This window comes from Geobacillus sp. 47C-IIb (assembly GCF_014679705.1).
GTDB lineage: Bacteria > Bacillota > Bacilli > Bacillales > Anoxybacillaceae > Geobacillus > Geobacillus thermodenitrificans.
The window spans coordinates 2,399,263-2,422,698 of the sequence record NZ_CP061473.1 but is presented as its reverse complement, the minus strand read 5'-3'; the positions used below and the strand labels follow the sequence as shown (position 1 = coordinate 2,422,698).

General features: G+C 48.5%; 24 protein-coding genes and 1 riboswitch. Of the genes, 12 read left to right on the top strand and 12 right to left on the bottom strand.

Annotated features, from left to right (window positions below; translation table 11 throughout):
- Positions 1-42: 42 nt before the first annotated feature.
- The 3 genes from IC804_RS18635 to IC804_RS18625 all read right to left on the bottom strand — a co-directional run bounded on the left by IC804_RS18635 (position 43) and on the right by IC804_RS18625 (position 1,316).
- Positions 43-330, bottom strand: a complete 288-nt coding sequence (locus tag IC804_RS18635; protein ID WP_223812810.1) for a transposase — start codon at positions 328-330, stop codon at positions 43-45.
- A gap of 292 nt (positions 331-622) precedes the next feature.
- A complete protein-coding gene (locus IC804_RS18630; RefSeq protein WP_223812809.1) occupies positions 623-1,048 on the bottom strand; it encodes a hypothetical protein in 426 nt (141 codons plus the stop codon).
- Entirely contained in the window at positions 1,035-1,316 is a 282-nt protein-coding gene (locus IC804_RS18625; protein WP_008881186.1) for a transposase, read from the bottom strand. Before IC804_RS18625 ends, IC804_RS18630 begins: the two co-directional genes overlap by 14 nt.
- A 210-nt stretch (positions 1,317-1,526) precedes the next feature.
- On the opposite strand from IC804_RS18625, the gene IC804_RS12180 reads away from it, so the two are divergent.
- On the top strand, positions 1,527-2,696 hold the full coding sequence (locus tag IC804_RS12180) for an IS256 family transposase (protein ID WP_190300607.1): 1,170 nt from the start codon (positions 1,527-1,529) through the stop codon (positions 2,694-2,696).
- A 412-nt stretch (positions 2,697-3,108) separates the two neighbouring features.
- Here the strand turns inward: IC804_RS12180 and IC804_RS12175 are convergent, their stop codons facing one another.
- Positions 3,109-4,515: an MDR family MFS transporter gene (locus tag IC804_RS12175; protein WP_081157242.1), complete on the bottom strand. Its 1,407-nt coding sequence runs from the start codon at positions 4,513-4,515 to the stop codon at positions 3,109-3,111.
- 188 nt (positions 4,516-4,703) lie between these two features.
- On the opposite strand from IC804_RS12175, the gene IC804_RS12170 reads away from it, so the two are divergent.
- On the top strand, positions 4,704-5,303 hold the full coding sequence (locus IC804_RS12170; RefSeq protein WP_011886759.1) for a TetR/AcrR family transcriptional regulator: 600 nt from the start codon (positions 4,704-4,706) through the stop codon (positions 5,301-5,303).
- 392 nt (positions 5,304-5,695) lie between these two features.
- Here the strand turns inward: IC804_RS12170 and rlmD are convergent, their stop codons facing one another.
- The 4 genes from rlmD to IC804_RS12150 all read right to left on the bottom strand — a co-directional run bounded on the left by rlmD (position 5,696) and on the right by IC804_RS12150 (position 10,639).
- Positions 5,696-7,105, bottom strand: coding sequence for a 23S rRNA (uracil(1939)-C(5))-methyltransferase RlmD (rlmD, locus tag IC804_RS12165; protein ID WP_008881191.1), 1,410 nt, complete (start codon positions 7,103-7,105; stop codon positions 5,696-5,698).
- Positions 7,102-7,968 carry a DNA-3-methyladenine glycosylase family protein gene (locus tag IC804_RS12160; RefSeq protein WP_008881192.1) on the bottom strand — a complete coding sequence of 289 codons (867 nt, stop codon included), beginning with the start codon at positions 7,966-7,968 and terminating at the stop codon, positions 7,102-7,104. Before IC804_RS12160 ends, rlmD begins: the two co-directional genes overlap by 4 nt.
- A gap of 159 nt (positions 7,969-8,127) precedes the next feature.
- The gene (pdaA, locus tag IC804_RS12155) at positions 8,128-8,919 is read right to left on the bottom strand and encodes a delta-lactam-biosynthetic de-N-acetylase (protein ID WP_008881193.1); all 792 of its coding nucleotides are present in this window, start codon (positions 8,917-8,919) and stop codon (positions 8,128-8,130) included.
- 172 nt (positions 8,920-9,091) lie between these two features.
- Positions 9,092-10,639: a fumarate hydratase gene (locus IC804_RS12150; RefSeq protein ID WP_008881194.1), complete on the bottom strand. Its 1,548-nt coding sequence runs from the start codon at positions 10,637-10,639 to the stop codon at positions 9,092-9,094.
- Positions 10,640-10,864: 225 nt separating this feature from the next.
- Between IC804_RS12150 and yfkAB the strand changes: the two genes are divergently transcribed.
- The gene (gene yfkAB / locus IC804_RS12145) at positions 10,865-11,989 is read left to right on the top strand and encodes a radical SAM/CxCxxxxC motif protein YfkAB (RefSeq protein WP_008881195.1); all 1,125 of its coding nucleotides are present in this window, start codon (positions 10,865-10,867) and stop codon (positions 11,987-11,989) included.
- 97 nt (positions 11,990-12,086) lie between these two features.
- Here the strand turns inward: yfkAB and IC804_RS12140 are convergent, their stop codons facing one another.
- Positions 12,087-12,875 carry a YfkD famly protein gene (locus IC804_RS12140; protein WP_008881196.1) on the bottom strand — a complete coding sequence of 263 codons (789 nt, stop codon included), beginning with the start codon at positions 12,873-12,875 and terminating at the stop codon, positions 12,087-12,089.
- Positions 12,876-13,027: 152 nt separating this feature from the next.
- Positions 13,028-14,080, bottom strand: a complete 1,053-nt coding sequence (gene cax / locus IC804_RS12135) for a calcium/proton exchanger (RefSeq protein WP_008881197.1) — start codon at positions 14,078-14,080, stop codon at positions 13,028-13,030.
- A 150-nt stretch (positions 14,081-14,230) separates the two neighbouring features.
- On the opposite strand from cax, the gene IC804_RS12130 reads away from it, so the two are divergent.
- Positions 14,231-15,364, top strand: a complete 1,134-nt coding sequence (locus IC804_RS12130) for an MFS transporter (protein WP_008881198.1) — start codon at positions 14,231-14,233, stop codon at positions 15,362-15,364.
- Between the two features lie 119 nt (positions 15,365-15,483).
- Positions 15,484-15,630, top strand: coding sequence for a BH0509 family protein (locus IC804_RS12125; protein WP_008881199.1), 147 nt, complete (start codon positions 15,484-15,486; stop codon positions 15,628-15,630).
- 237 nt (positions 15,631-15,867) lie between these two features.
- Here the strand turns inward: IC804_RS12125 and IC804_RS12120 are convergent, their stop codons facing one another.
- Both IC804_RS12120 and IC804_RS12115 read right to left on the bottom strand, forming a co-directional pair.
- Complete coding sequence (locus IC804_RS12120; protein ID WP_008881201.1) at positions 15,868-16,701, bottom strand: YihY/virulence factor BrkB family protein; 834 nt, start codon at positions 16,699-16,701, stop codon at positions 15,868-15,870.
- Between the two features lie 55 nt (positions 16,702-16,756).
- Positions 16,757-17,239: a low molecular weight protein-tyrosine-phosphatase gene (locus tag IC804_RS12115; RefSeq protein WP_011886755.1), complete on the bottom strand. Its 483-nt coding sequence runs from the start codon at positions 17,237-17,239 to the stop codon at positions 16,757-16,759.
- A 230-nt stretch (positions 17,240-17,469) separates the two neighbouring features.
- On the opposite strand from IC804_RS12115, the gene IC804_RS12110 reads away from it, so the two are divergent.
- The 7 genes from IC804_RS12110 to IC804_RS12080 all read left to right on the top strand — a co-directional run bounded on the left by IC804_RS12110 (position 17,470) and on the right by IC804_RS12080 (position 23,402).
- Positions 17,470-17,694: a DUF1128 domain-containing protein gene (locus tag IC804_RS12110; protein WP_008881203.1), complete on the top strand. Its 225-nt coding sequence runs from the start codon at positions 17,470-17,472 to the stop codon at positions 17,692-17,694.
- Between the two features lie 180 nt (positions 17,695-17,874).
- Positions 17,875-17,981, top strand: a riboswitch (SAM riboswitch).
- Positions 17,982-18,103: 122 nt separating this feature from the next.
- A complete protein-coding gene (locus IC804_RS12105) occupies positions 18,104-18,811 on the top strand; it encodes a phosphoadenylyl-sulfate reductase (RefSeq protein WP_008881204.1) in 708 nt (235 codons plus the stop codon).
- Positions 18,812-18,822: 11 nt separating this feature from the next.
- A complete protein-coding gene (locus tag IC804_RS12100) occupies positions 18,823-19,896 on the top strand; it encodes a sulfate permease (RefSeq protein ID WP_008881205.1) in 1,074 nt (357 codons plus the stop codon).
- A 47-nt stretch (positions 19,897-19,943) separates the two neighbouring features.
- On the top strand, positions 19,944-21,104 hold the full coding sequence (gene sat, locus IC804_RS12095; RefSeq protein ID WP_008881206.1) for a sulfate adenylyltransferase: 1,161 nt from the start codon (positions 19,944-19,946) through the stop codon (positions 21,102-21,104).
- A gap of 12 nt (positions 21,105-21,116) precedes the next feature.
- Positions 21,117-21,728, top strand: coding sequence for an adenylyl-sulfate kinase (cysC, locus tag IC804_RS12090; RefSeq protein WP_008881207.1), 612 nt, complete (start codon positions 21,117-21,119; stop codon positions 21,726-21,728).
- Between the two features lie 140 nt (positions 21,729-21,868).
- Complete coding sequence (cobA, locus tag IC804_RS12085) at positions 21,869-22,645, top strand: uroporphyrinogen-III C-methyltransferase (RefSeq protein WP_008881208.1); 777 nt, start codon at positions 21,869-21,871, stop codon at positions 22,643-22,645.
- Between the two features lie 10 nt (positions 22,646-22,655).
- Positions 22,656-23,402, top strand: coding sequence for a sirohydrochlorin chelatase (locus IC804_RS12080; protein WP_008881209.1), 747 nt, complete (start codon positions 22,656-22,658; stop codon positions 23,400-23,402).
- The last annotated feature ends 34 nt before the right edge of the window (positions 23,403-23,436 follow it).

Genomic DNA, 23,436 nt, shown 5'->3' with positions numbered 1-23,436 from the left:
TTGTCGACTTTGTCGACAAGCTGAAGCTAAGCAACGTGTTGCTTAGCTTTTCAAGGTGTTGAAAAAGTCAGACGTCAAGAAAAAGCTCATGAGGAGGGTGAACTTTTTCTTTTCTTTTTCTCTTCCATTTGGTAGGTGACCATATTGTTGGATTGATCGCAATTTGGTCCACTTTTTGAGGTTTTGGATCATGGCGGTGATCCAAACCTGAATTTGTACTTGCTGGACTCCACGGTATCGTGTGAAACGAAGACCGTGGAGTTCTTTGCTTTCGGCGAAACTTCGCTCAATGGTCGATGGACGTACCGATCGCAACACTTTTCCTCTCATCGATCATCGTTGTTTCCGCATCTGTTCGTAGATATCTTGATGAACGGAAACTCGAAATACACGATCCTTTGCGCCTGTTGCGTCAGGACATCCCACACAACTTCCTTTTACGGCTGGTTTGTACTCATGATATCCAGAACGGGTGGACGTCGAATAGGTGAACTTTACGCCAAAGGGACACGCATCCACATCGTCTGTCTGTGACTTGTTGGAACTTTGCGGAACGACAATCGGGATGTTCCTTTCGGTGAAAACGTCGATACGATATATACGCCAAAATCCCTTTTTTCTCTCATTCTCTTGCTAGTCGGGCGTTATCATAGCCAGCGTCTAACACGATTTCCTTGAGAGAATATCCTACTTGATGTTCAACCCGCTCGATTCGCCCCATCAAAATCCGATGGCCAGGCACGGTGGCGGCCGTTACGTAAGCGTCCAAAATAAAATGATGCAAGGTGTCAACGATTCGATGATCGTGGAACGCAAAGAGACCGCGCGGATCGTGTTTAACCGATAACTCAGCATCTGGATCTGTGGTGCTACAGATCATCCTTTTGGTTGCCAGCTTCTCTGCTTTGGGAGCGAACGGTTTTTTTCCATGATGTTGTCGTTTTTCATTGACCAGTTGTAACACGCCCTCATCTTCTTTCACCACCATCGTCTGAATCACTTGGATGCGTTTTTGTTTATTGGTATTCGCTTTTTCACTCTGTTTCATCCGCTGCCCACGTATCCGGAGACAAGAAACCATCTTCTTGAATCCATTGAAGGACATGACCAAATAACGCTTCCCATACACCAGGATCGACCCGATGGCGAAGAAACTTGGAAACGCTGGAGTGGCAAGAGACTTTCTCGGTGGCGGAAATGCTTAAAAACCAGCGATACGTGGCGTGTTGCTGGATTTGTTTACAGGTAAACCGAACGGATCGAAACCCTTCTAGATATTGAATCATGAGGATTTTTACAAAAATCAACGGATCCATCGTGGAGCGACCAATGGTACTTGGATAAAACGGTTCAAGTAACTGATATACACTGTTTCAATCCATCCATTTATCGATGGGAACCAAGATATGGTTCGGATCAGATGATGTATAAAATTTTGTGTAAAGCATTTTGCTAGACCAAAAGAAAAAAGGTAGGGTATTCTCTGATTTGGACCAAAACATTCCAGAGAAAGGAGAACCCTACCTATGTCTAAAAGAAGTATACCGAATGTAGACTGGGCAAATCAACTGGAAAGTGTTATTCGTCAGTTTGTAAAGGAAAAATTAGAACTGATCATGCGGGAAGAAATTAAAAATTTCCTCGAAATTGAACAGGCTGGAACGTCGAATATGAGAAACGGCTACTATCAGAGAAATCTAGATACGCAATACGGTCGGATTGAAGGTCTTTTGGTCCCTAGAGACCGAAACGGAGAATTTCAAACGCAGCTGTTTGCCCCTTACCAACGCCACACGGGCTGGCTGGAGGAAGCCATCATCAGGATGTACCAAAGTGGCATGAGCACGCGTGAAATTGGCAAGTTTATCGAACGAATTCTAGGAAGCACCTATTCTCCTGCGACGATCAGCCGGATTACCGATGTCGTGAAGGAAGACATCGAGAAATGGCACGCTCGTCCACTACACCAGCGTTATTCGGTCTTATATTTGGACGGCTTGTGCGTGAAACTTCGCCGGGATACGGTAGAGAAAGAAGTTATTTATGTGGTATTGGGGGTGAACGAAGAAGGGTATCGTGAAATTCTTGATTTCTTCGTAGGAGGACAAGAAAGCGCCTATGTATGGCAGGAGATTCTCCAACAGCTCTACAAAAGAGGCGTCAAGGAAGTGCTTCTTGGCGTCTTCGATGGCCTTCCGGGGTTGGAGGAAGCCTTTAAGGCGGTGTATCCGAAAGCCGATGTGCAGCGCTGTGTCGTGCACAAAGTCCGCAACACCCTCAGCCGTGTTCGGAAAAAAGATCAATTCGAAATGGCGGAGGACCTGAAACTCATTTATCGTTCTCCGAATAAAGAAATCGCATTGGAGATGTTTCAACAGTTTCAATCCAAATGGTCTCACAAATACCCAAGGGAAGTCCAATCGTGGGCAAATGAGTTGGATGTCCTTCTCACCTTTATGGACTATCCAAGCAGTATTCGAAGTGTGATTTATACGACCAATGCCATCGAACGAACGATCAAGGAGATTCGGAAACGCCTAAAACCGATGAACAGTTTGAGCAGTTTAGAAGCCGCTGAAAAAGTCGTATATTTGACGATACAGGACTTTAACGAGAAATGGGCAGGGCGAAAGTTGCGAGGATTTGCCGAAGCGCAAGAAGCCCTTCAACGAATGTTTGAAGAACGTTATTGTTAACCAAATATTGTAAATAAACAAAATAAGGGGATTTTCCCTTTCCGCACAAGAGACTGAATATTCAGTCTCCTGTGTGGAGAAAATCAGTCCCCTATCAATTCAAATCCATTTCAGAGAAACCCTACCCCATTACATTACACAAAATTCTTGACGGTACCTCGGATCATACATGGATTCATAAGTTTGACGATTTTGTTGAATCTCTACGTTCGATTGGTAGTAGTACATAAGTGGTTTCTCCTCATCAGTTGTTTTCTCAACATATATCATAAAAAAAACGGTTTTGTCCCTTGACAAAATCGTTTTTCAACAGTCTGATTGCCTCTTGTCAATGATCACCGACAAGAGGCCATTCTGATTTCTAATGAGAGTAGCAACTCATATATTTCACAATCAAAGCCTTAGATGCAGATTACTGTCCTTCGACCCTCGCTATGCTCATCTTGTTTGTCAAAAACAGTGCAGGCAGAATGCTAATTACCATGAAGATTAAGCTTGTGATAAAACCTGCGTGATAAGCGCCGGCAAAGTTGGCTGCTGTAGCCTCCTTCACATTTAGAGCGTTGCTGACCACCGTTGCCAAAATGGCGGAACCAAAGGCGGCTCCAACGTTTTGGATGATGCGGGTGGCAACGCTGGCTGCTGGGACTTGCAGCTTTTGGAGCCCTACGTAAGAATCACTCATCACAGGGACCGTGATCCCTCCGACGCCTATTCCTCGTACAAACAGTACCAACCATATGAGCCATTGCGACGTGTCGGCATCAAAGAATACAAATGGAAGTGTCCCGATGATGGTTATGGCAATGGAAGGCAGTACTACATACCGTGCCCCGAGCTTATCCGTCATTTTACCGATCAAAGGCCGTGTGACCAGCATTCCCACACCTTGGGGAATCAGCCAAAGTGCCGCTGTAATGACGTTGAGCTCAAGTACATTTTGAAAAAACATCGGGAAGAGAAGCATAGGCCCATTGGTGGCAAATCCGGCTAAAAACAGTGAAAGAAACGCAGCACTGAAATTTTTTGATTTGAACAGATCCAGTGGTATCAATGCTTGATCCTTTCTCTTCGACGCATAAAGCAAGTATGCCACCAACGAGATAGCGCCAATGCCGAATGCCAGGATGCCAGTTGCTCGCGTGTTCTGTGCCCTAATCTCCGTCACGCCAAAGACAACCATTCCAGATAACATGGCCAGCAACAGAATCCCTATCCAGTCCAGTTTTGCAGATTTATTCATTGCCTCGAACTTCGGCAATTTCCATTGTGCGATGAGTAATGCTATGCCCCCTATAGGAAGGTTTACAAAAAACAACCAATGCCACGATAAGTGCTGTAAAATGAATCCTCCGATAACCGGTCCGGCAATAGGGCCAAAAACCACCGGAATACCGACAACGGACATGACACGGCCCAGGTTTTCACTGCCAGCAGCTTGTACAACCAAAGTCGTCAGCGCTGGGATTATGATGCCGGAAGCGAGCCCCTGCAGCATACGAAATGCGATTAAGCTCTGCATATCCCATGCAAGACCGCAAAGAAGCGAGCTGATTAAGAACAGTCCCAATGCAACCATGTATACTTTCTTGCCATCATATTTTTGCATCAGCCAACCGGAAAGCGGGACTGCCATCCCCAAAGCGAGAACATATCCAGTCACCACCCATTGCGTAACCGCAAAGGTGGTTGAGAACGCTTTGGCTAAATCGTTCACCGCAATATTGATGATCGTGGAGTCCAACATAGGCAGAATTGCACCAAGCACCAAAATCCACGCGATGCTAATCATTCCTTTTGGTAATTTTTCTTTTCCCATATTTCCATCTCCTATTTTTAATTAAGGTACATATTGTACCTTAATTAGTATAAATGATTTAAAAATAAGGTTCAATATGTACCTTAAAATTTTTTTTAAATTATGATATAATGTTTTCCGATTTTTGCTGAAATATAAGCTTGAAAAACTCGTGTTGGCAAACACTTTGCGGAGAGATGGTGAATGAAATGAACGATGCGAGCAAGAATGTGCGTAGACGAGGAGACGCACTGATCGAAAGCATTTATAACGCCACGATAGAGTTGATCAAAAAAGTCGGTTATACCAATCTTACTTTTCAGCAAATCGCACATGCTGCGAAAACCAGCCGTACTGTCTTATACCGGCGATGGAATACAAAATTTGACCTAATCCATGAAATCATGGAATATAAAACGAAGAACGCGCTCGGCGGGGAATTGATTGATAAGATCGAGGACACAGGAAGCCTGCGTGGTGACTTGTTGCAGTTGCTTACCCTCTATCAAAGCATTTATACAGAGGGTGGGCTTGAAATAATGAATGCGATTTTATTTGAGATAGGACAAGACAGCGAAAAATTGTCGAAGATTGAAACTAACGCTAGAAATAAAAATATCTTGGTCATGCGTAAACTGCTTGGGTTCGCAAAAAACCGGGGAGAAAAAATAAAAGAGGTCAGCGACGCGACACTGACCTTGCCTTTTGACCTCATCCGAGTAGAAAATCTCCTGCGCAGAGAGACTATGGATGCAAAACGTCTTGAGTTATTGGTTGATGAAATATTGCTTCCGGTTTTTCTTGCTTAACGAAAATATGATTGCTGTTTTATGAAATCAAGGGAGTCAGTGAATTATAATAAAAATCAGTTGCCTTTAGTAAAAGTTTTTTGATCCGTGACCATGTATGGGTCGAATGTCTACCTCTTGCCTAATGAAACAAACCGTTATGTCATTACAGGTTACCTCAAGAACCAAAGTGCACTGACGATGGCCCACTTGATATCTCTATCCAGAAAGACCGGCAGAGCTAAACAAATATCAAAGTGCCTGAAACGAAGGAATCTAATTTTTCGTCTGATCAGGCACTTTTTACTTTAATAAAAATCCCTAAATAAGGAAGATCAAGCAGTGACACAGGTACCATAAAAGGGACCTTTTTCATACAGATTTTGATGAACAACCATTATCCTTGTTTCCATTTATGAATATCTTGTTAAAATCAACTTCGCAACCGTCTCCACATGCGCCGTATGCGGGAACATGTCGACCGGTTGAATGTAGTCGACGCGATACGCCCTAGCCAAGGTATCAAGATCACGGGCAAGGCTGGATGGGTTGCATGAGACGTAGACGACCGTTTGCGGGCGGACGCGAAGGATCGTCTCAAGCAGCGCTCGGTCGCAGCCGACGCGGGGCGGGTCGACGATGACGACGTCCGGCTTCCATCCTTGTTTCACCCATTTTGGCAGCCAATATTCCGCTTTTCCGACCACATAATGCGTGTTCTCAAAGCCGTGTTTTTTGGCGTTTTTCTTTGCATCTTCGATTGCTTCCGGAATCGTATCCATGCCGCGCACTTCTTTGGCGTCGCGAGCGAGCCAAAGACCGATCGTGCCGACGCCGCAATAGGCATCAACGATCCTCTCTGTTCCGGTGAGAGCGGATGCCTTTTTCACTTCATCGTACAATTTCACCGTTTGGATGGGATTAAGCTGGAAAAAGGCGCGCGCGGAGAGCTCAAATGACAAATCGCCGAGCGTTTCTTGAATGTATTCATCTCCTGCTAGCACTTCTGTCTCGTCGCCGAAAATGAGCGAGGTTTTTTCGCCGTTTATGTTTTGCACGATCGATTTCACTTCTGGAAGACGGCGACGAATTTCGTCAATGAGCAGCTCTTTGCGCGGAATATCTTTCGTCGCCGTGACAAGAACGATCTGGATGTCCCCCGTATGAAAGCCAACGCGGGCGACGATCGTCCGTACGACGCCTGTTCTTGTCCGCTCATTGTAAATGGGGATGCGCAAATCTTGCAAAATCGTTTTGACAATGTTGGTCACGCGCGTCGTTTGTGGGTGTTGGACGCGACATTCCGACAAGTCGATGAGCCGGTGTGAGTTCAGGCCGTACAGCCCGGCGAGCACCTTTCCTTTTTTCACTCCGACTTGAAACTGGCTTTTGTTTCGGTAATGCCACGGATCGTTCATCCCGATCGTCGGGCGGATGTCAATTTTGTCGACATCGAGACGACGGACGTGACGACGCAACGCTTGGATGACAATGTCACGCTTCGCTTCAAGCTGCGCCTCGTACGACAAGTGCTGCAGCTGGCAGCCGCCGCACTGGTTATAGAGCGGGCATGACGGCGTGACGCGGTGAGACGAGCGCTTTCGGATGCGTTTGATTTTCGCCTCAGCATAGGTAGGGTGAATGTCTGTCGCCTCAACGATCACTTCCTCACCTGGCAAGGCGCCGGGGACAAAGACAACTTGTTTTTGAAAATAACCGACCCCTTCACCGTTAATGCCGATGCGCTGAATCGTCAGCGGAAATTGATCGCCTTTTTGAATCTTTACCTTCGTTTGTTGCTTTGTCATATCAGTCCCTCTCATTCAATACTTCTCCACAAATAAAGAGCCGCATAACTCGTGTACGGCTTCCATCGTTCGCCGAGCAATGCCAGCTCGCTAGCAGTCGGCCGCTTCGGAAGCTGAAAAAGTCGTTCAACCGCCCGCTGCAAGCCAATATCAGCCGGCGGAAAGACGTTCGGACGGCCAAGCCCAAACAGGAGAAAATTTTGCACGGTCCATGGCCCGATGCCTCGTATGGCGGTCAACCGCTCCATCACTTCACCGTCTTCCATTTGCTCGAGGTCATCAAGTCGCAGCGTTCCGTCGGCAATCAGACGCGACACATCAACGATATACTCCGCCTTCCGCCTGCTCAGCTGTAAGGCGCGCAAGTCATCATACGAGCGGGCGGCGATATCTTCTGGGCGCGGGTAAAACCAAACGCCGTCCCGTTCCTCACCGAACGTTTTGACAAACCGTTCTGTAAGTCGATAGCCCACTTTGAGATGAAGTTGCTGATGGATGAAACATTTCATCAGGCAAAAATACAAATCGAAATCAAGCACTAATGGCAGCCCCTCATAACGGGCAAACAGCGGCGCCAGCTCGGTCGTGCGGAAATGATCGTACACCGGGGCAAGCGGCGTCTGCCATTGGAATAAATGGGAGACGCGCTCAAGAATGTCTTCTTGCCGATTGGAATGCGGTGCCAAAACAACAAAACGGGGGGCTTCTTTTGTGCCGATGCTTTCAATTACGACCGGTATCTTTAAGCCGTCAAGATGAAGCGGCACGGTGATGCGCTGTCGCTCTACGTCAACCGCCATCAGCGGATCTAACGAAAGCCGGTCGAGCACATGGGCAAAATCATACGGCGCAGGCACGGTGATCGTTCGTTTCCACATTGTCCTCACCTTTTTCGTTGGTCCGTGCCCTTATTATAACGAAAAACGCCCCGCCAAACCAACGAATCGGACAAAGCAGCCGCATACGATTCAGTTGGAAAGGCAGGGACAAACGCCTCATCTCCAAACACTTCGCTCCATATGTGATTATAAAGCGCCTTATGGGCGAAACAGCCACGGATGGAGTCCCATCTTTTTCCCCATCAGCTCATCTAAGCTGGCAAACGTATACCCTTGTTTGCGCAAGTCATCGATCACTTTGGGCAGCGCGTCGGCGTTATCTTTCGAGACAGAGTGCAAAAGCACAATCGCACCTGGATGGATTTGTTTCATCATTTGGTCGTACGCATATCGCCACCCTCGCTGGCGATCGGTTTGCCAATCGACGAAGGCAAGCGACCAAAAAACATGATAATAGCCTAGGTCGCGGGCGAGGGACAACGTCCGTTCACTAAAAATGCCGCGCGGCGGACGAAGGTACACCATCCCTTTTTGCCCGGTCAATTCCTCTGTCTTTTCTTTGACTTTTTCCAGCTCCTCACGCAGCCGCTCATCACTTACTGTCGTCAAATCAGGGTGATGCCACGAATGGTTGCCGATGATGTGCCCTTCCGCAGCCATTCGTTTCACCAAATCAGGTGCGGTTTGCAAGTAATGGCCCGTGACAAAAAAAGTAGCCGGCACTTGTTTTTCTTTTAACACATCTAAAATTTTTGCCGTATAGCCGTTTTCATAGCCGTTATCAAACGTTAAATACACTGTTTTTTCACTCGTATCGCCTAAATAAAAAGCATCGTACTTCGCCAACAGTTCATCAAGCTCTTTCCCCGCTGACGGGGGTTCATGGTTTTCACTCCGCTTGAATCCCCAATGGATCGGCGCATTGCTTGCCGCTAAAGCGGGGGTGGGAACGAGTGCGATTATGAACACGAGGGAAAGAAGCCATTTCATGCGCAGAGTTCCTCCTTAGCCACCGTCTTTTTCCTTTTTCTTATTGTTTTCCCTCGCCAACGCTTTACGCGCGCCATTTTTTACAAAAAAGCCCCAAAAGCGCATACAAAACACGCTTTTGGGGCCAAGCCATCTTTTCACTAGCCATTCGGTTGCAGTTGCTTCTTCACGTTTATTTGAACACCGGCTCTTTGAATTGGGCCAGCTTTTCCAACGATGATTTTTCAACATCCTCGTGCAAGCTGTTGCCGTGCGAGTCCATCGTGACGACAGCAGTGAAATTTTCAACGCGCAAATGCCACATGGCTTCTGGAATGCCGAATTCCATCAAATCGACGCCTTCTACCGATTGGATACAGTCAGCGTAATATTGAGCTGCACCGCCGATGGCATTTAAGTAGACACCGCCATGCTCTTTTAAGGCCTGCAATGTTTTCGCACCCATGCCGCCTTTGCCAATGACAGCGCGAACGCCGAATTTTTTCATAATGTCACCTTGGTACGGCTCCTCACGGATGCTTGTCGTTGGACCTGCCGCTTTGACATGCCAACGGCCTTCTTCATCTTTTAACATGACCGGACCGCAATGGTAAATGATTTGCCCATTCAAATCGACCGGAGCATCATGGTCCATTAAATATTTATGAATGGCGTCGCGTCCCGTATAAATCATGCCGCTGATGCGGACAACATCGCCGACACGAAGCTGGCGCACTTGTTCTTCAGATAGCGGCGGAACAAGATCGATGACGCGCGTCTCCCCTTGTTCAAGCGCCGCAGCGGCTTCTGCTTTTTCAAGTTCTTTGGTCAAATCAATATCCTCGCCATCTTGGTATAGCCATTCCATGATTTCGCCGGTTTGCGGGTCGATTTTCACGCCCATACGGCGGAACGCCCAACAGTTGTAGGCAACGGACACGAAGAAGCTCGCCGGGATGCGGTGCATAACGCCGATTTTACAGCCAAGCAATGTCGATTCACCGCCAAATCCCATCGTACCGATGCCGAGCTTATTGGCGTTTTCCATAATGTATTCTTCAAGTTGGCGCAGCTCTTCAATCGGGTTGACATCATCGACCGGACGGAACAGCTGCTCTTTGGCAAGCTCATAGCCGGATGAGCGGTCGCCGCCAATGCCGACACCGATAAAACCAGCGCTGCATCCTTGCCCTTGTGCTTGGTACACCGCATGCAAAATGCATTTGCGAATGCCGTCAAGGTCGCGTCCGGCGCGGCCGAGGCCTTCGAGTTCACACGGAAGGCTGTATTGAATGTTTTTGTTTTCACAGCCGCCGCCTTTCAAAATTAAGCGGACGTCAATGTAATCGTTTTCCCATTGTTCAAATTTAATGACTGGTACGCCTTCTCCTAAGTTGTCGCCGCTGTTTTTGCCAGTGAGCGAATCGACCGAGTTCGGACGCAGCTTGCCGTTTTTCGTCGCTTCGACAACGGCGGCACGGATCGCTTTTTTCATTTCAATTTGATTCACGCCGACTGGAACTTTGATTTTAAATGTGGGCAAACCGGTGTCTTGACAGATCGGTGAAACGTTTTCATCAGCCATTTGAATGTTCTCAACGATTGTATCGAGCGCCATAGCTGCACGTGTCCCCAGATTTTCACGCACTTTTGCCTGAGCGATTGCTCGACGAACGTCTTTAGGCAACTTCGTCGACGTCTCGACGATTAAGTCATACATGCTTTGCTGGAATTTGTCCATTTCCGTTCAACGCCCCTTCCCCTGTTCATCCAATTGTCCAATCTTCCTTTATTATACTCCCTTTTTCCTTGTTGTGTAAAAAATCTTTATTTTCCACAACATGATGGCCGCACCATCGTCATACAAATGGAATGTATAAGAAACGAGCCAAAACGATTGACAAGCGTGAAGACGGAGGCTGATAATGGACGGTGGGATTTTAAATGGAAAAAGGAGAAGAAGGCCATGCGTTCATCGACAATGCCGGCGATTACACCGGCATATGACCCGTGGGAGGCATATGTCGATATTGAAGAATACGGGAAACTTGAGTTGACCAATATTGAGTTGACCACAACGACACTTTGCAATATGCGCTGTGAACATTGCGCCGTAGGCTATACATTGGCAACGAAAGATCCGGATGCGTTGCCGCTTGATTTATTGATCCGTCGTCTCGAAGAAATTCCGCATTTGCGTTCCTTAAGCATCACCGGCGGCGAACCGATGCTGTCGTTAACATCGGTGGAACGATACGTCGTTCCTCTGCTTCGCTATGCACACGAACGCGGGGTGCGGACGCAGCTCAATTCGAATTTAACGCTTGATTTAGCTCGCTATGAACGAATCATTCCGTATTTGGATGTGCTCCACATCTCCCACAACTGGGGGACGATCGACGATTTTGTCGACGGCGGCTTTGCCATGATGGAACGGAAACCGACGCGTGCCCAGCGTGAAAAATATTTCCAGCGTATGCTCGATAACGCGAAAGCGCTGGCGAAATCAGGGGTAATGGTGTCCGCAGAAACAATGATCAACAAGCGGACGGTTCGTCATTTGGAAACGATCCACCGCCAAGTCGTCGAGGAAATGGGCTGCCGGCGGCATGAAATTCATCCGATGTACCCGAGCGATTTTGCGGGTGCGCTTGAGACGTTAAGCTTAGAGGAGTTGCGCCAAGCGATCCATCATTTACTCGATATTCGTGATGAAAATGTGTGGATGTTGTTTGGCACGTTGCCGTTTTATCCATGCAGTGATAATGAAGACGATCTTCGCCTATTAAAGCGGCTGTATGAAAGCAAAAACGTCACCGTGCGCAACGACCCGGACGGCCGCTCGCGGCTTAACATCAACATTTTTACCGGTGATGTCATCGTTACCGATTTCGGTGATGAACCGCCACTTGGCAACATCATTCATGATTCGTTGCCGGACGTGTATCGCCAATGGCGCCGTTCGAAACTCGCTAACGAACTTCTTTGCCATTGTCCGGCCGCGCGTTGCCTCGGACCAAACGTGCTTGTCAAACAAACCTATTACCGCAATGTCGATTTTACAAAACGTTCGGCACGCGTTGCACGGTAAAAGAAACTTCGAACAAACAAAGTGCGGCCGATAGGTGTCATTCACGTGCATATAGCGGCATAAGAGAAGGTGTCCCATTACCTCTGGGACACCTTCGTTATCTTGGTTGGTCGCTGATAACATAAGACATGTATAGACGGTCTTGCACCGGAATCCATGCCCCGACCCCTCTTGTCGTCACGTTTTTGACAACGATTTTCTTTTTGTTCCCTTTCAAAACGATGTACACTTCGCCATACGTCACTTTTCCTTTTTCATTCACGGCCGGAGCATATGCATACAAATAGCCCATTTTTTTGGCCGGCACATTGTATGACTGGTCTTTTTTCGTACCAATTCCAACAACCGTGCTGAATGATAGCGGCAGCTTCGTTTTTTCCATCGCCTTATTTAACATCATCCGCTTCACCGCCTCTTCGTTCGGCACTTTTGCCGTCAATCCGCCGCGGATGTGCTTTTGCATTTCTTGTCTATAATATAACTTTTGCGCAGCCTCACCGCTGCGGTTATCGAGAAAATTCGTGTTGACCTTTTGATATTCCCAATTCGTGGATGTCTCAAGCGACTGGTAATTGAGTGGCCATTGGCCTAAATAAATCGTCGCCCGGTAGCCGACAGCCCAAGGGGTATTCGCCGCTGAGGATTCGTTAAAGAGATGGATCAATTCCGGATTCTCAATTTTTACGTTCGCTGATTTCAACAGCTGTTTCGTAAACGAACTTGGCTCTAAATGCGGCAAATCTTGCGTCGGGTTCGGATACGTATTTTCTTTTGATATATCGATCACCGTGCCAGGCGCCGGTTTGCCGGAAGCTGCCATTGTCGGAACCGTCGCCGCATAGAGAAGAAGCACGCCCGTCAATAAGGAAACGGCCCATTTTTTCATTACATTCGCTCCTTTCTTTTCCGTATTCACTGTTATTTTCTTTCAAAATACGTCCTTTATCCGTCGCGGTGAAAATTTCATCCTACTTTGGCACCTTATTTCCCCGCATCCGCCAAAAAAACACCCGGGCAGCGAATGCCCGGGTGCAATGACTACAGCAAGTAAAAGCCGATTCCCATAATCGTATATGCCGCTAACAGTGTTGCTCCCTCAAACCAGTTCGTATCCCCATCATTAGAGATCACGATCGTCAAAAGGACTGCAGCCCCCATCGCGATAAGCTCAGGAAGCGAAAAGACAAGCGGCATTTTTTCCGGAAACAAAAGTGAGACAAGCACAAGCACAGGAGCGACGAACATGGCGATTTGCAATGTCGATCCGACCGCGATTTCCACAGCGACATTCATTTTGTTTTTATACGCCATAATAATGGCGGAAGCGTGCTCAGCCGCATTACCGACGATCGCGACGATAATCACCCCAATAAACAACTCGCTCCAGCCGAACGATTCAGCAACTGTTTCAAATGTATGGACAAGCCGCTCCGATAAGTAAGCAACTGCCGCCGTCGCCAGCGCTAAAATAATAGTCGCTTTTCCTCTTCCCCATTCCGGTTCCTCATGTTCTTCCACTTCATCCGATTTATGCTGATAAACACCGCGGTGAGTGACGAGCCGGAAGTAAAGGGCGGCTAGATAAAGCAAAATCATAATGATTGAAATGCCGACGCTTAATACAAGCCGTTCGTCAGGTGCCATCTCCGCCGTGAACACTTCGGGGATAACGAACGCAACAAAAATGGCAAAGGTGAGCAGGCCCGCGTTATGACGAGCATCATAGATATTGAACTCTTGCCGTTTGTATTTCAGGCCGCCGACAAAAAACGATAACCCCGCCACTAAAAGCAAGTTCCCGAGCACTGAACCAGTCAAGGAAGCAAGCACCACATCAACGAGCCCGGCCCGCAAGGCAAAAATGGAGATAATAAGCTCCACTGCGTTGCCAAACGTAGCGTTCAAAAGTCCGCCGATGCGCGGTCCAGAGACGATCGCTAAACTCTCTGTCGCTCTCCCCATATAGCTGGCCAGAGCGACAATCGTTAAACAGTACAACACAAACATCAAAACGGTCGGCCAGTGGAGAAAGCCACCGATGACGGATACTGGCACGCCGATCCATGTCATCCACGCAAACAACTTGTTCATTCGTTTTCATTCCACCTTTCTTCGAAACGTTTTTCGTTGCATTGGCCATCATTCATATGTACGATGAATACGAACGATACATTGGTCCGTAAAAAAGCGCGGCCCTGTTCGTTTCATTGTCCGCCATTTTACAGAAATGAGGGTGCAACGATGCGTTTTGCCATTTTAACCGGAATTGTCGCCATCTCCGGCTTATCTCAGGGGATGCTGCTTCCGTTGTTAGCCATGTTGCTTGACGAAAGCGGTGTCTCTTCAACCGTTAACGGAGCGCACGCTGCCGCACTTTATATAGGAGTGCTTGCCATTTCACCGTTTTTGGAGCATCCACTAGGCAAATATGGATACAAGCCCATGATTATCATGGGTGGTTTTATTGTAATATGTTCGCTCATCCTTTTTCCACTTTTTTCTTCATTTTTCCTTTGGTTGGTTATTCGTTTTTTCATCGGAATGGGCGATCATATGCTTCATTTTGCGACCCAAACATGGATTACCGACTTTTCACCGCCGGCTGAGCGCGGGCGGCGGCTGTCGCTGTACGGCCTAGCGTTTGGCCTTGGTTTTACGGCTGGCCCGCTTCTCGCTTCACTCGCCTCGATTAACGAGGCGCTGCCGTTTTATTTGGCCGCTCTCCTCAGCTTCATCGGGTGGATTGCCGTCTTTTGTCTGCCAAATGAAAAACCAAAAGCATTTGAACGCTCTTCCTCCGCTGCCGGGCGATGGATCGGTGCATGGAAATATGCGTGGCCGGCGCTCTTGCTGCCGCTTGCTTATGGCTTTTTGGAAGCGGCCATTCATTCCGTTTTCCCACTGTACGCCTTGCATAAACGGATGAGCGCCGAACAGATTACGTTGATTTTGCCGTTTTTCTCATTCGGTGGCATCATCTTTCAGCTTCCGCTCGGAGCTCTTAGCGACCGGTTCGGGCGTCGTGTTGCCATCACGGGCGCGCTGCTGGCCGGCATCAGCTGTTTTTTGACCGCGCTCGTTGTTGACACATCGACAGTTGGGCTTGCTACCTGCTTGTTTGCGGCGGGAATGTTTACGGGGTCACTCTTCTCGCTTGGCATTGCCTATATGACCGACCTGTTGCCGAAAACGCTCCTTCCAGCCGGCAATTTGTTGTCCGGCATGCTATACAGCCTCGGCAGCATCATCGGTCCGCCACTTGCCGGCAGCGCTGTTGATGTGACAGCGGACGCTTTTTTCCTTGCGGTCAGCGCTGTTCTCCTCATTCCAGCCGTTTGCCTTGCCAGACGACGGGAACGAGAAAAAGCGGCTTGACCGCATTTTTTATTTTTCTATTTTTTTAAAAAATTCATTGACCACTCTGTTTCCTCTGTTATATAATAAAACCAAGATATTTAGTTTCTGTTTTAAAACAGAGTAAAGGAGTGGCGATAATGAGCAGAGCGGAACGGAAAAATATGATCGAGTTTATCGAAAAAGTACGGGGGTTATCGCGAGAACAACTTGCCTATATGACGGATGCAGAAATCGAGTATATTTACGAGCGTTACTACCACTATCACGAAGAAAGTGTCGAGTAAAGAGATTGTTGCTGAATCGCCTGTACCCGCGTGAAAAAGGGTGATCTCAAGAGATCACCCTTTTTCAATGATAACCGTTTTGACCGTTGGCACTGCTGCTCGTTTTATGTTTTGGCCTGTTTTTTCCTTTTTGTTTCGTTCCCCCGTCTTTTTTCGTATGCTTAGCCATCGTTATCCCCCCTGTATGAAAATCCCCCACACCGTTACGTTATCCGGTTTTCGAGCCATTTATACACGTTAACGCATCCGCTTTCTCCCTTCACGTTCACAATCGAAAATTGCGTTCATTTCTCCACCTAAAACGAGGATCATGCCGGATAAATAAAGCCAAATCATCAAGACGATCAACCCGCCGAGACTTCCGTACATGGCTGTGTAGTTGGCAAAATGGTTGACATAATAGGCAAACGCCAGCGACGTCGCAATCCAGCCGGCGGTGGCGAATAAGGCGCCGCGCACGACATTGACGCAGCGCAACTGTTTGTTCGGGGCGAAATAATAAAGGGCGGTGAAGACAGCAAACAATAACAGCGAGCTTGTCGTCCAGCGGAATGCATTCCATACGGTTAAAAACTGTTCCGATAACCCTAAAGCAGAAAACAAAAACAGCCCGATCGTTCGTCCGAATACCGGCAGCACGAGCGCGACGATAATCACGGCGATCATCCCGAGCGTCAGCGCGACCGACAATCCGCGCGCCACCCAAAATGGACGATTTTCCTCCACATCATAAGCGCGGTTGAACGCCCGCATGATAGCGCGCATCCCGTTTGAGGCGGACCAAACAGCACCAATGATGCTTAATGACAATAGTTTCCCATTTTGCACGTCCATCAAGTGATGCACATTTGTTTCGATGAGATGAAGTGCCTCTTTTGGCGCGTATTGCCGCACAAGAGCGAGCACATCTTCATGCGGAATAGGCAAATACGCCAACAGGGTCATTAAAAACAGCAAAAACGGAAACAGCGATAGAAGAAAGTAATAAGCCAGTTCCGCTGACAACCGTGGAATTTCGTCCTCTGTAAAGCGCCGCGCCAACTCGCGGACGAACATCATATTCACTAACACGGGCTGCCCTCCTTTCCCGTTTTTTCAAAGCGAGTGCATCCCTTTTTGCTCCTCTTTATTCGCCCGCAACAAGCCGATGATCACGGATAATCGCCTCAAGCAAATGCTCGCATCCAGAACGGACAAGGTGATATACTTCCACGAAATTCCCAGTATAATATGGATCCGGCACATCGTCTTTTTCCCGATCCGGCACAAAATCGAGCAAGCGGGCGATTACGGCCGATGAATTGGATCCAGCTAGTCGGCGTAAATCGTTCAAGTTGGCGGCATCCATGGCGATAATATAATCAAATTCCTCCAAATCGCGGCGTTCGACTTGCCGGGCACGGATGCCGGAATAATCAATGTCGTTTTCGTTTAAGATGCGTCTTGTCCCTTCATGTGGCGGTTCGCCGACATGCCAACTGCCCGTCCCCGCCGAATCAACGGCAATAACCCTATCGAGCCCCCGCTCTTTCACTAAATGGCGGAATATCGCTTCGGCCATCGGTGAACGGCAAATGTTTCCAAGGCAAACAAACAACACTTTGACCATCCGAACAACAACCCCTTTCGCTATTTCTACGGCACGTCTCCGATCATTAGTTTTTCTTCTTTTCCTTTCGTCTAGACTTTTTATGCTGCTTTCCGGCATATGGTGCACATTCATCTATATTTTACTACATTGTCCGTTTTTCAGCAGGTAAACCAGCCATATAACCCCTCCCTATTTCCCCCGCCTGTATGGTACAATACATGATATCTTGCCATGAAAGGGGCCAAACAATGGATTTATCGAAACGGTCGGCGGAAAACGTCGAATATATGATCGAGCAGCTGAAGCAAAAATTGAAAGTGATGAACTTTGACGCCCTTAAACCGTCCCATTTTTCCGAAGAATGGTATGATGAATTGAAAGACATTTATGAGATGGTCATGAAGCGCGAGACGTTTAGTCCAAGCGAAATGCAGGCGATTGTTGAAGAGCTTGGGAACTTACGTAAAAAATAGTTTCGCGCCTTTCTCTAAAATGATATGCTTAGACCACCATCCATATTTGAACGTTCTCCCACCTACATTCAACTGGGGTTTCTCGCTTTAGAATGATAAAAAAATAATTCCCATCGAAAAACTGAGATTGACACCAGCGAGAATTGTGCTAAAATTTTAATCAATTACATCCATTACAAACGCTTATCAAGAGCGAGGGAGGGACTGGCCCGATGAACTCCGGCAACCTGCTTCATTTAGCAAGGTGCCAATTCCAGCAAAATGGATTCCATTTTGGAAGATAAGACGTCACTCGTTCTTCTTGCCCTTTCCAAAATGGAAAGGGCATTTTTGTCACCGGGCTGCCGTTTACTAAGTAAATATCCGACTAATTGCGTGGATTTTCTTTGATTTATAAGGAGGGGAAACGATGCTCACGTATGATCGGTGGGAAACGGTAGAAAAACCGTCTTTTCCGTCTGACAATGAAACAAAAGGGGCGCTTGACGTCCTCGCTTGGGCGTACCGCGAATATGGTGACGAAATCGTGTACGCATGCAGCTTTGGCATCGAAGGGATTGTGCTGATCGATTTGATCTCCCAAGTAAAGCCGGATGCGGAAATCGTCTTTTTAGATACCGGGCTGCACTTTCAAGAGACGTACGATACAATCGCGAAGGTGAAAGAAACATATCCTTCCCTCCGCATCATCATGAAACAGCCGCACCTGACGCTGGAAGAACAAGCCGCGCAGTTTGGCGACGAGTTATGGAAACGTGATCCAAACAAATGTTGCGAGCTGCGCAAAGTCATTCCACTGCGCGAAGTGTTGACTGGAGTAACCGCTTGGATTTCCGGCTTGCGCCGCGAACAATCGCCGACACGGCGCCATGTCGAATATGTCAATAAAGATGATAAGTTCCGCTCCATTAAAGTCTGTCCGCTCATCCATTGGACATGGAAAGACGTATGGAACTATGTGTATAAACATAGTCTTCCGTACAATGTACTCCATGACCGCGGCTACCCGAGCATTGGCTGTGCCCCGTGTACAGCGCCGGCATTAGATCCGAACGATTTGCGTTCCGGACGCTGGGCCGGCCAAGGGAAGACAGAGTGCGGGCTCCATCTCACATAGGGGGAACACATATGCTCCTTGCGATTGCCTTTATTGTCTCCTTTTTCTTCGCCATGAACATTGGGGCGAGCGGTGCGGCCGCCTCGATGGGCGTCGCTTACGGATCGGGTGCCATTCCCCGAAAATCGGTCGCCCTCCTTCTTTGTGGCATCAGCGTTTTTCTTGGCAGCCTTGGTGGCGGAGAAGTGGTGAAAACGATCGGCTCGGGAATTATTCCTTCTTCGATCCTTACCGTCAAAATCGTTGTCATTATTTTAACAGCGGCAACCATTTCGCTGTTTGCTGCCAACATCATGGGCATCCCGTTATCGACGAGCGAGATCACCGTGGGAGCGGTCGTCGGTGTCGGTATTGCCTACCAAGCGGTATACTTCAATAAATTGCTATTCATTGTCTCGGTGTGGATCGTCATTCCGATCATTGCCTTTGCGTTTACACTCGCCGTCGGCAAGTGGTTTTTAGCGCTCAAGCGGAAATATCCACAGCTTGAGCAAGGCCGTTGGCAAAAAACGTTTATGACCTTGCTGATTGTCACTGGCTGCTTCGAGGCGTTCTCCGCCGGCATGAACAATGTCGCCAATGCCGTCGGGCCGCTTGTCGGTGCCGGATTGATCTCGGTTGGGCCAGCAACGATTCTCGGCGGTTTGTCCGTCGCTGCTGGAGCGCTCCTGCTTGGACGCCGTGTGTTGGAAACGAACGGAAAGAAAATTACAAATTTTTCTCCATTTGAAGGGAGCGCCATATCGGGTACTGGGGCGTTGCTTGTCATCATCTCATCACTGTTTGGCTTGCCCGTACCGCTCACCCAAATTACGACATCGGCCATTATCGGCATTGGCACGGCAAAGAGCGGTTTATCCATCTGGCAGAAGCGAATTGTTGTGCAGCTCTTAAAAGTATGGCTTGTTTCGCCGATTTTTTCTCTTGTCATTTCATACAGCCTTATTAAACTATTGCTCGACAGCGATGTTTATACTGTCATCGCCATTTTCAGCGTTTGTTTAGCGACGCTCGGCGTTATCAGCTTGAAAAAAACGGCTGTCGAAGAAGAACGCTCGCTTCATGAACATGGCGGTGGCATTTAATCTTAAATATTAAATCTTAAAATCTATCATCCTAGGAGGTTACAAACATGAGTTTAAGCATCCCGCATGGCGGTACATTAATTAACCGTTGGAATCCGGACTATCCGCTCAATGAAGTAACTAAAACGATCGAACTGTCGAATGCAGAATTAAGCGATTTGGAGTTGATCGGCACGGGAGCGTACAGCCCTCTTACTGGCTTTTTAACGAAAGCAGACTACGATGCGGTCGTGGAAACGATGCGCCTCGCTGACGGCACCGTCTGGAGCATTCCGATCACACTCGCAGTGACGGAAGAAAAGGCAAAAGAGCTCGCCATCGGCGATAAAGCCAAACTCGTTTATGGCGGCGACGTCTACGGTGTCATCGAAATTGCCGATATTTACCGTCCGGACAAAACGAAGGAAGCAACGCTCGTTTACAAAACAGACGAACTCGCCCACCCTGGCGTGCGCAAACTGTTTGAAAAACCGGATGTGTACGTCGGTGGAGAGATCACGCTTGTCAAACGAACTGATAAAGGACAGTTCGCCGCGTTTTATTTCGATCCGACAGAAACGCGGAAACGGTTTGCCGAACTTGGATGGAACACCGTTGTCGGCTTCCAAACACGTAATCCGGTTCATCGCGCCCATGAATACATTCAAAAATGTGCGCTTGAGATTGTCGATGGTTTGTTTTTAAATCCGCTCGTTGGCGAAACGAAAGCAGATGACATTCCGGCTGACATCCGGATGGAAAGCTACCAAGTACTGCTTGAAAACTATTACCCGAAAGATCGTGTCTTCTTGGGTGTCTTCCAAGCGGCTATGCGCTATGCCGGACCGCGTGAGGCCATTTTCCATGCCATGGTGCGCAAAAACTTCGGCTGTACACACTTCATTGTCGGCCGTGACCATGCCGGTGTCGGCAATTATTATGGCACCTATGACGCACAAAAAATCTTCTCGAACTTTACGGCTGAAGAACTCGGGATTACGCCGCTCTTTTTCGAACATAGCTTTTATTGCACCAAATGCGAAGGCATGGCGTCGACGAAAACGTGCCCGCATGACGCTGAACATCACGTCGTCCTTTCTGGCACGAAAGTCCGTGAAATGCTGCGCAACGGGCAAGTACCGCCAAGCACGTTCAGCCGTCCGGAAGTGGCTGCCGTCTTGATCAAAGGACTACAAAAACGTGAAGCGGTCACTCCATCAGCTCGCTAAAGGGGGAGCATCATGAGCACGAACATTGTTTGGCATCATACATCGGTCACAAAAACAGATCGGCGCGAGCGTAACGGTCATCATAGCGCCATCCTTTGGTTCACCGGGTTGTCCGGCTCCGGCAAATCAACCGTAGCAAATGCCGTCTCAAGACGGCTGTTTGAGCTCGGCATTCAAAACTACGTATTAGACGGGGACAACATCCGCCATGGGCTCAATAAAGACCTCGGCTTCTCTGCGGCCGACCGGACGGAAAACATTCGCCGCATTGGCGAAGTGGCAAAGCTGTTTGTCGACAGCGGACAGTTTGTTCTCACCGCATTTATCTCTCCGTTTGCCGAAGACCGGGCACTTGTCCGCCGTCTCGTCGAAGAAGACGAGTTTATCGAAATTTATGTTAATTGCCCGCTTGAAGAATGTGAAAAACGCGATCCAAAAGGACTGTACAAAAAAGCGCGCCGCGGCGAAATCCGCGAATTTACTGGCATTGATTCACCGTATGAAGCGCCGGAAGCGCCTGAGTTGACGGTTGAAACACACCGCTACTCTGTCGACGAGTGCGTCGAGCAAGTGCTCGCCTATCTGCGCGAGCGCGGGTTCATTCCGGCCGCCGAAACAAACTGACCGCCATTTCTTGTCTCCCACTAAAAAAGAGTGGGAGACCATTGAACAAAGTCGTTTTCATGCCAAATTAAGCCGTTCACAATAAAAGCACCGCCTTTAGATGGCCAGCTGGGATCATACAAGAAAGGGCTGAAACAACGATGGGCAAAGTGTATCTTGTCGGCGCCGGTCCCGGCGATCCGGAACTCATCACTGTCAAAGGATTAAAATGCATTCAGCAGGCGGATGTCATTTTATATGACCGCCTCATTAACGAAGAGCTGTTGTCGTATGCCAAACCGGGCGCTGAGCTCATCTTTTGCGGCAAGCTGCCCGGCTACCACGTCATGCAACAAGAAACGATCAACCATTCGCTCGTCCTGCACGCCAAAAAAGGAAAAAACGTCGTCCGTCTAAAAGGCGGCGACCCGTTCGTATTCGGGCGCGGCGGCGAAGAGGCTGAGGCGCTCGTCAAACATGGGATTGAGTTTGAGATCGTTCCTGGTGTCACCGCTGCTATCGCTGCGACGGCTTATGCCGGCATCCCCGTCACCCATCGCGAGTTCAGCTCAAGCGTTGCCTTTGTCACCGGACATCGGCGCGACGGAATCCGTGAAGATATCAAATGGGAGAGCCTTGCCAAGGGCATTGATACGATCGCCATTTACATGGGTGTCCACAATTTGCCATATATTTGCGAACAGCTAATCAAATATGGCAAAATGCCAGAGACGCCGGTAGCGGTTATCCAATGGGGAACAACAGCGGCTCAACGAACAGTCACCGGCACGCTGACGACGATCGCCGGGATCGTTGCTAAAGAAAACATTGAAAATCCAAGCATGATCATCATCGGGGATGTCGTCCGGCTACGCGCCAACATTCAATGGTTCGAACGGCTGTTGGCGTCATCTGCAGCTGCTGGTGCAACATCGTGAGGCGGTCGTGATGGAAGCCATTCTATATGTCAGTCACGGCAGCCGCTTCGCTGCAGCCTGCTATGAGGCGGCTCGTTTCGTCGAACAATGCAAAGCAGCCATCGACATCCCGATTCAGGAACTTTGCTTCGTTGAACTGGCAGAACCGGACATTGTGACTGGCGTTGACCGTTGCGTCGCCCAAGGAGCAACGCGCATCATCGTCGTTCCACTGCTGCTTCTATCCGCGGGACACGCGAAGCACGACATTCCAGCGGCGCTCGAGCTCGCGAAACAGCGTCATCCATCTCTTGAAATCGTCTGCGGCACCCCGTTTGGCGTCCATGAATCGATGATCGATATCATCATCGACCGCATCGGTGAACATCCGACGCCACTTGATAACGAATCGATGATTCTTCTCATCGGCCGCGGCAGCAGCGACCCGGATACAAAGCGCGACATCACCGCTATCGCTCGGCTCCTGAAAGAAAAAACGAACGTGCCGCACGTTGACATTTGCTTTCTCGCTGCTATCCATCCGACGCTTGACGAAGGGCTTGAGCAGGCGAACGCATCCATATATCGGCATGTGTTTGTCGTTCCGTATTTATTATTTACCGGCGTCTTAATGAAAACGATCGAACGGAAACTAGAGGCGCTGCCTGTTTCACACCAACAGTGGCATTTATGCTCTTACTTAGGCTATCATCCGCGTCTCGTAACACTTATTCAAGAGCAAGTATTGTCGCTATCGTTGGCGAAAAAAGGAGCTTGAAAAGACAAGCTCCTTTTTTCATGTACATTAGGCC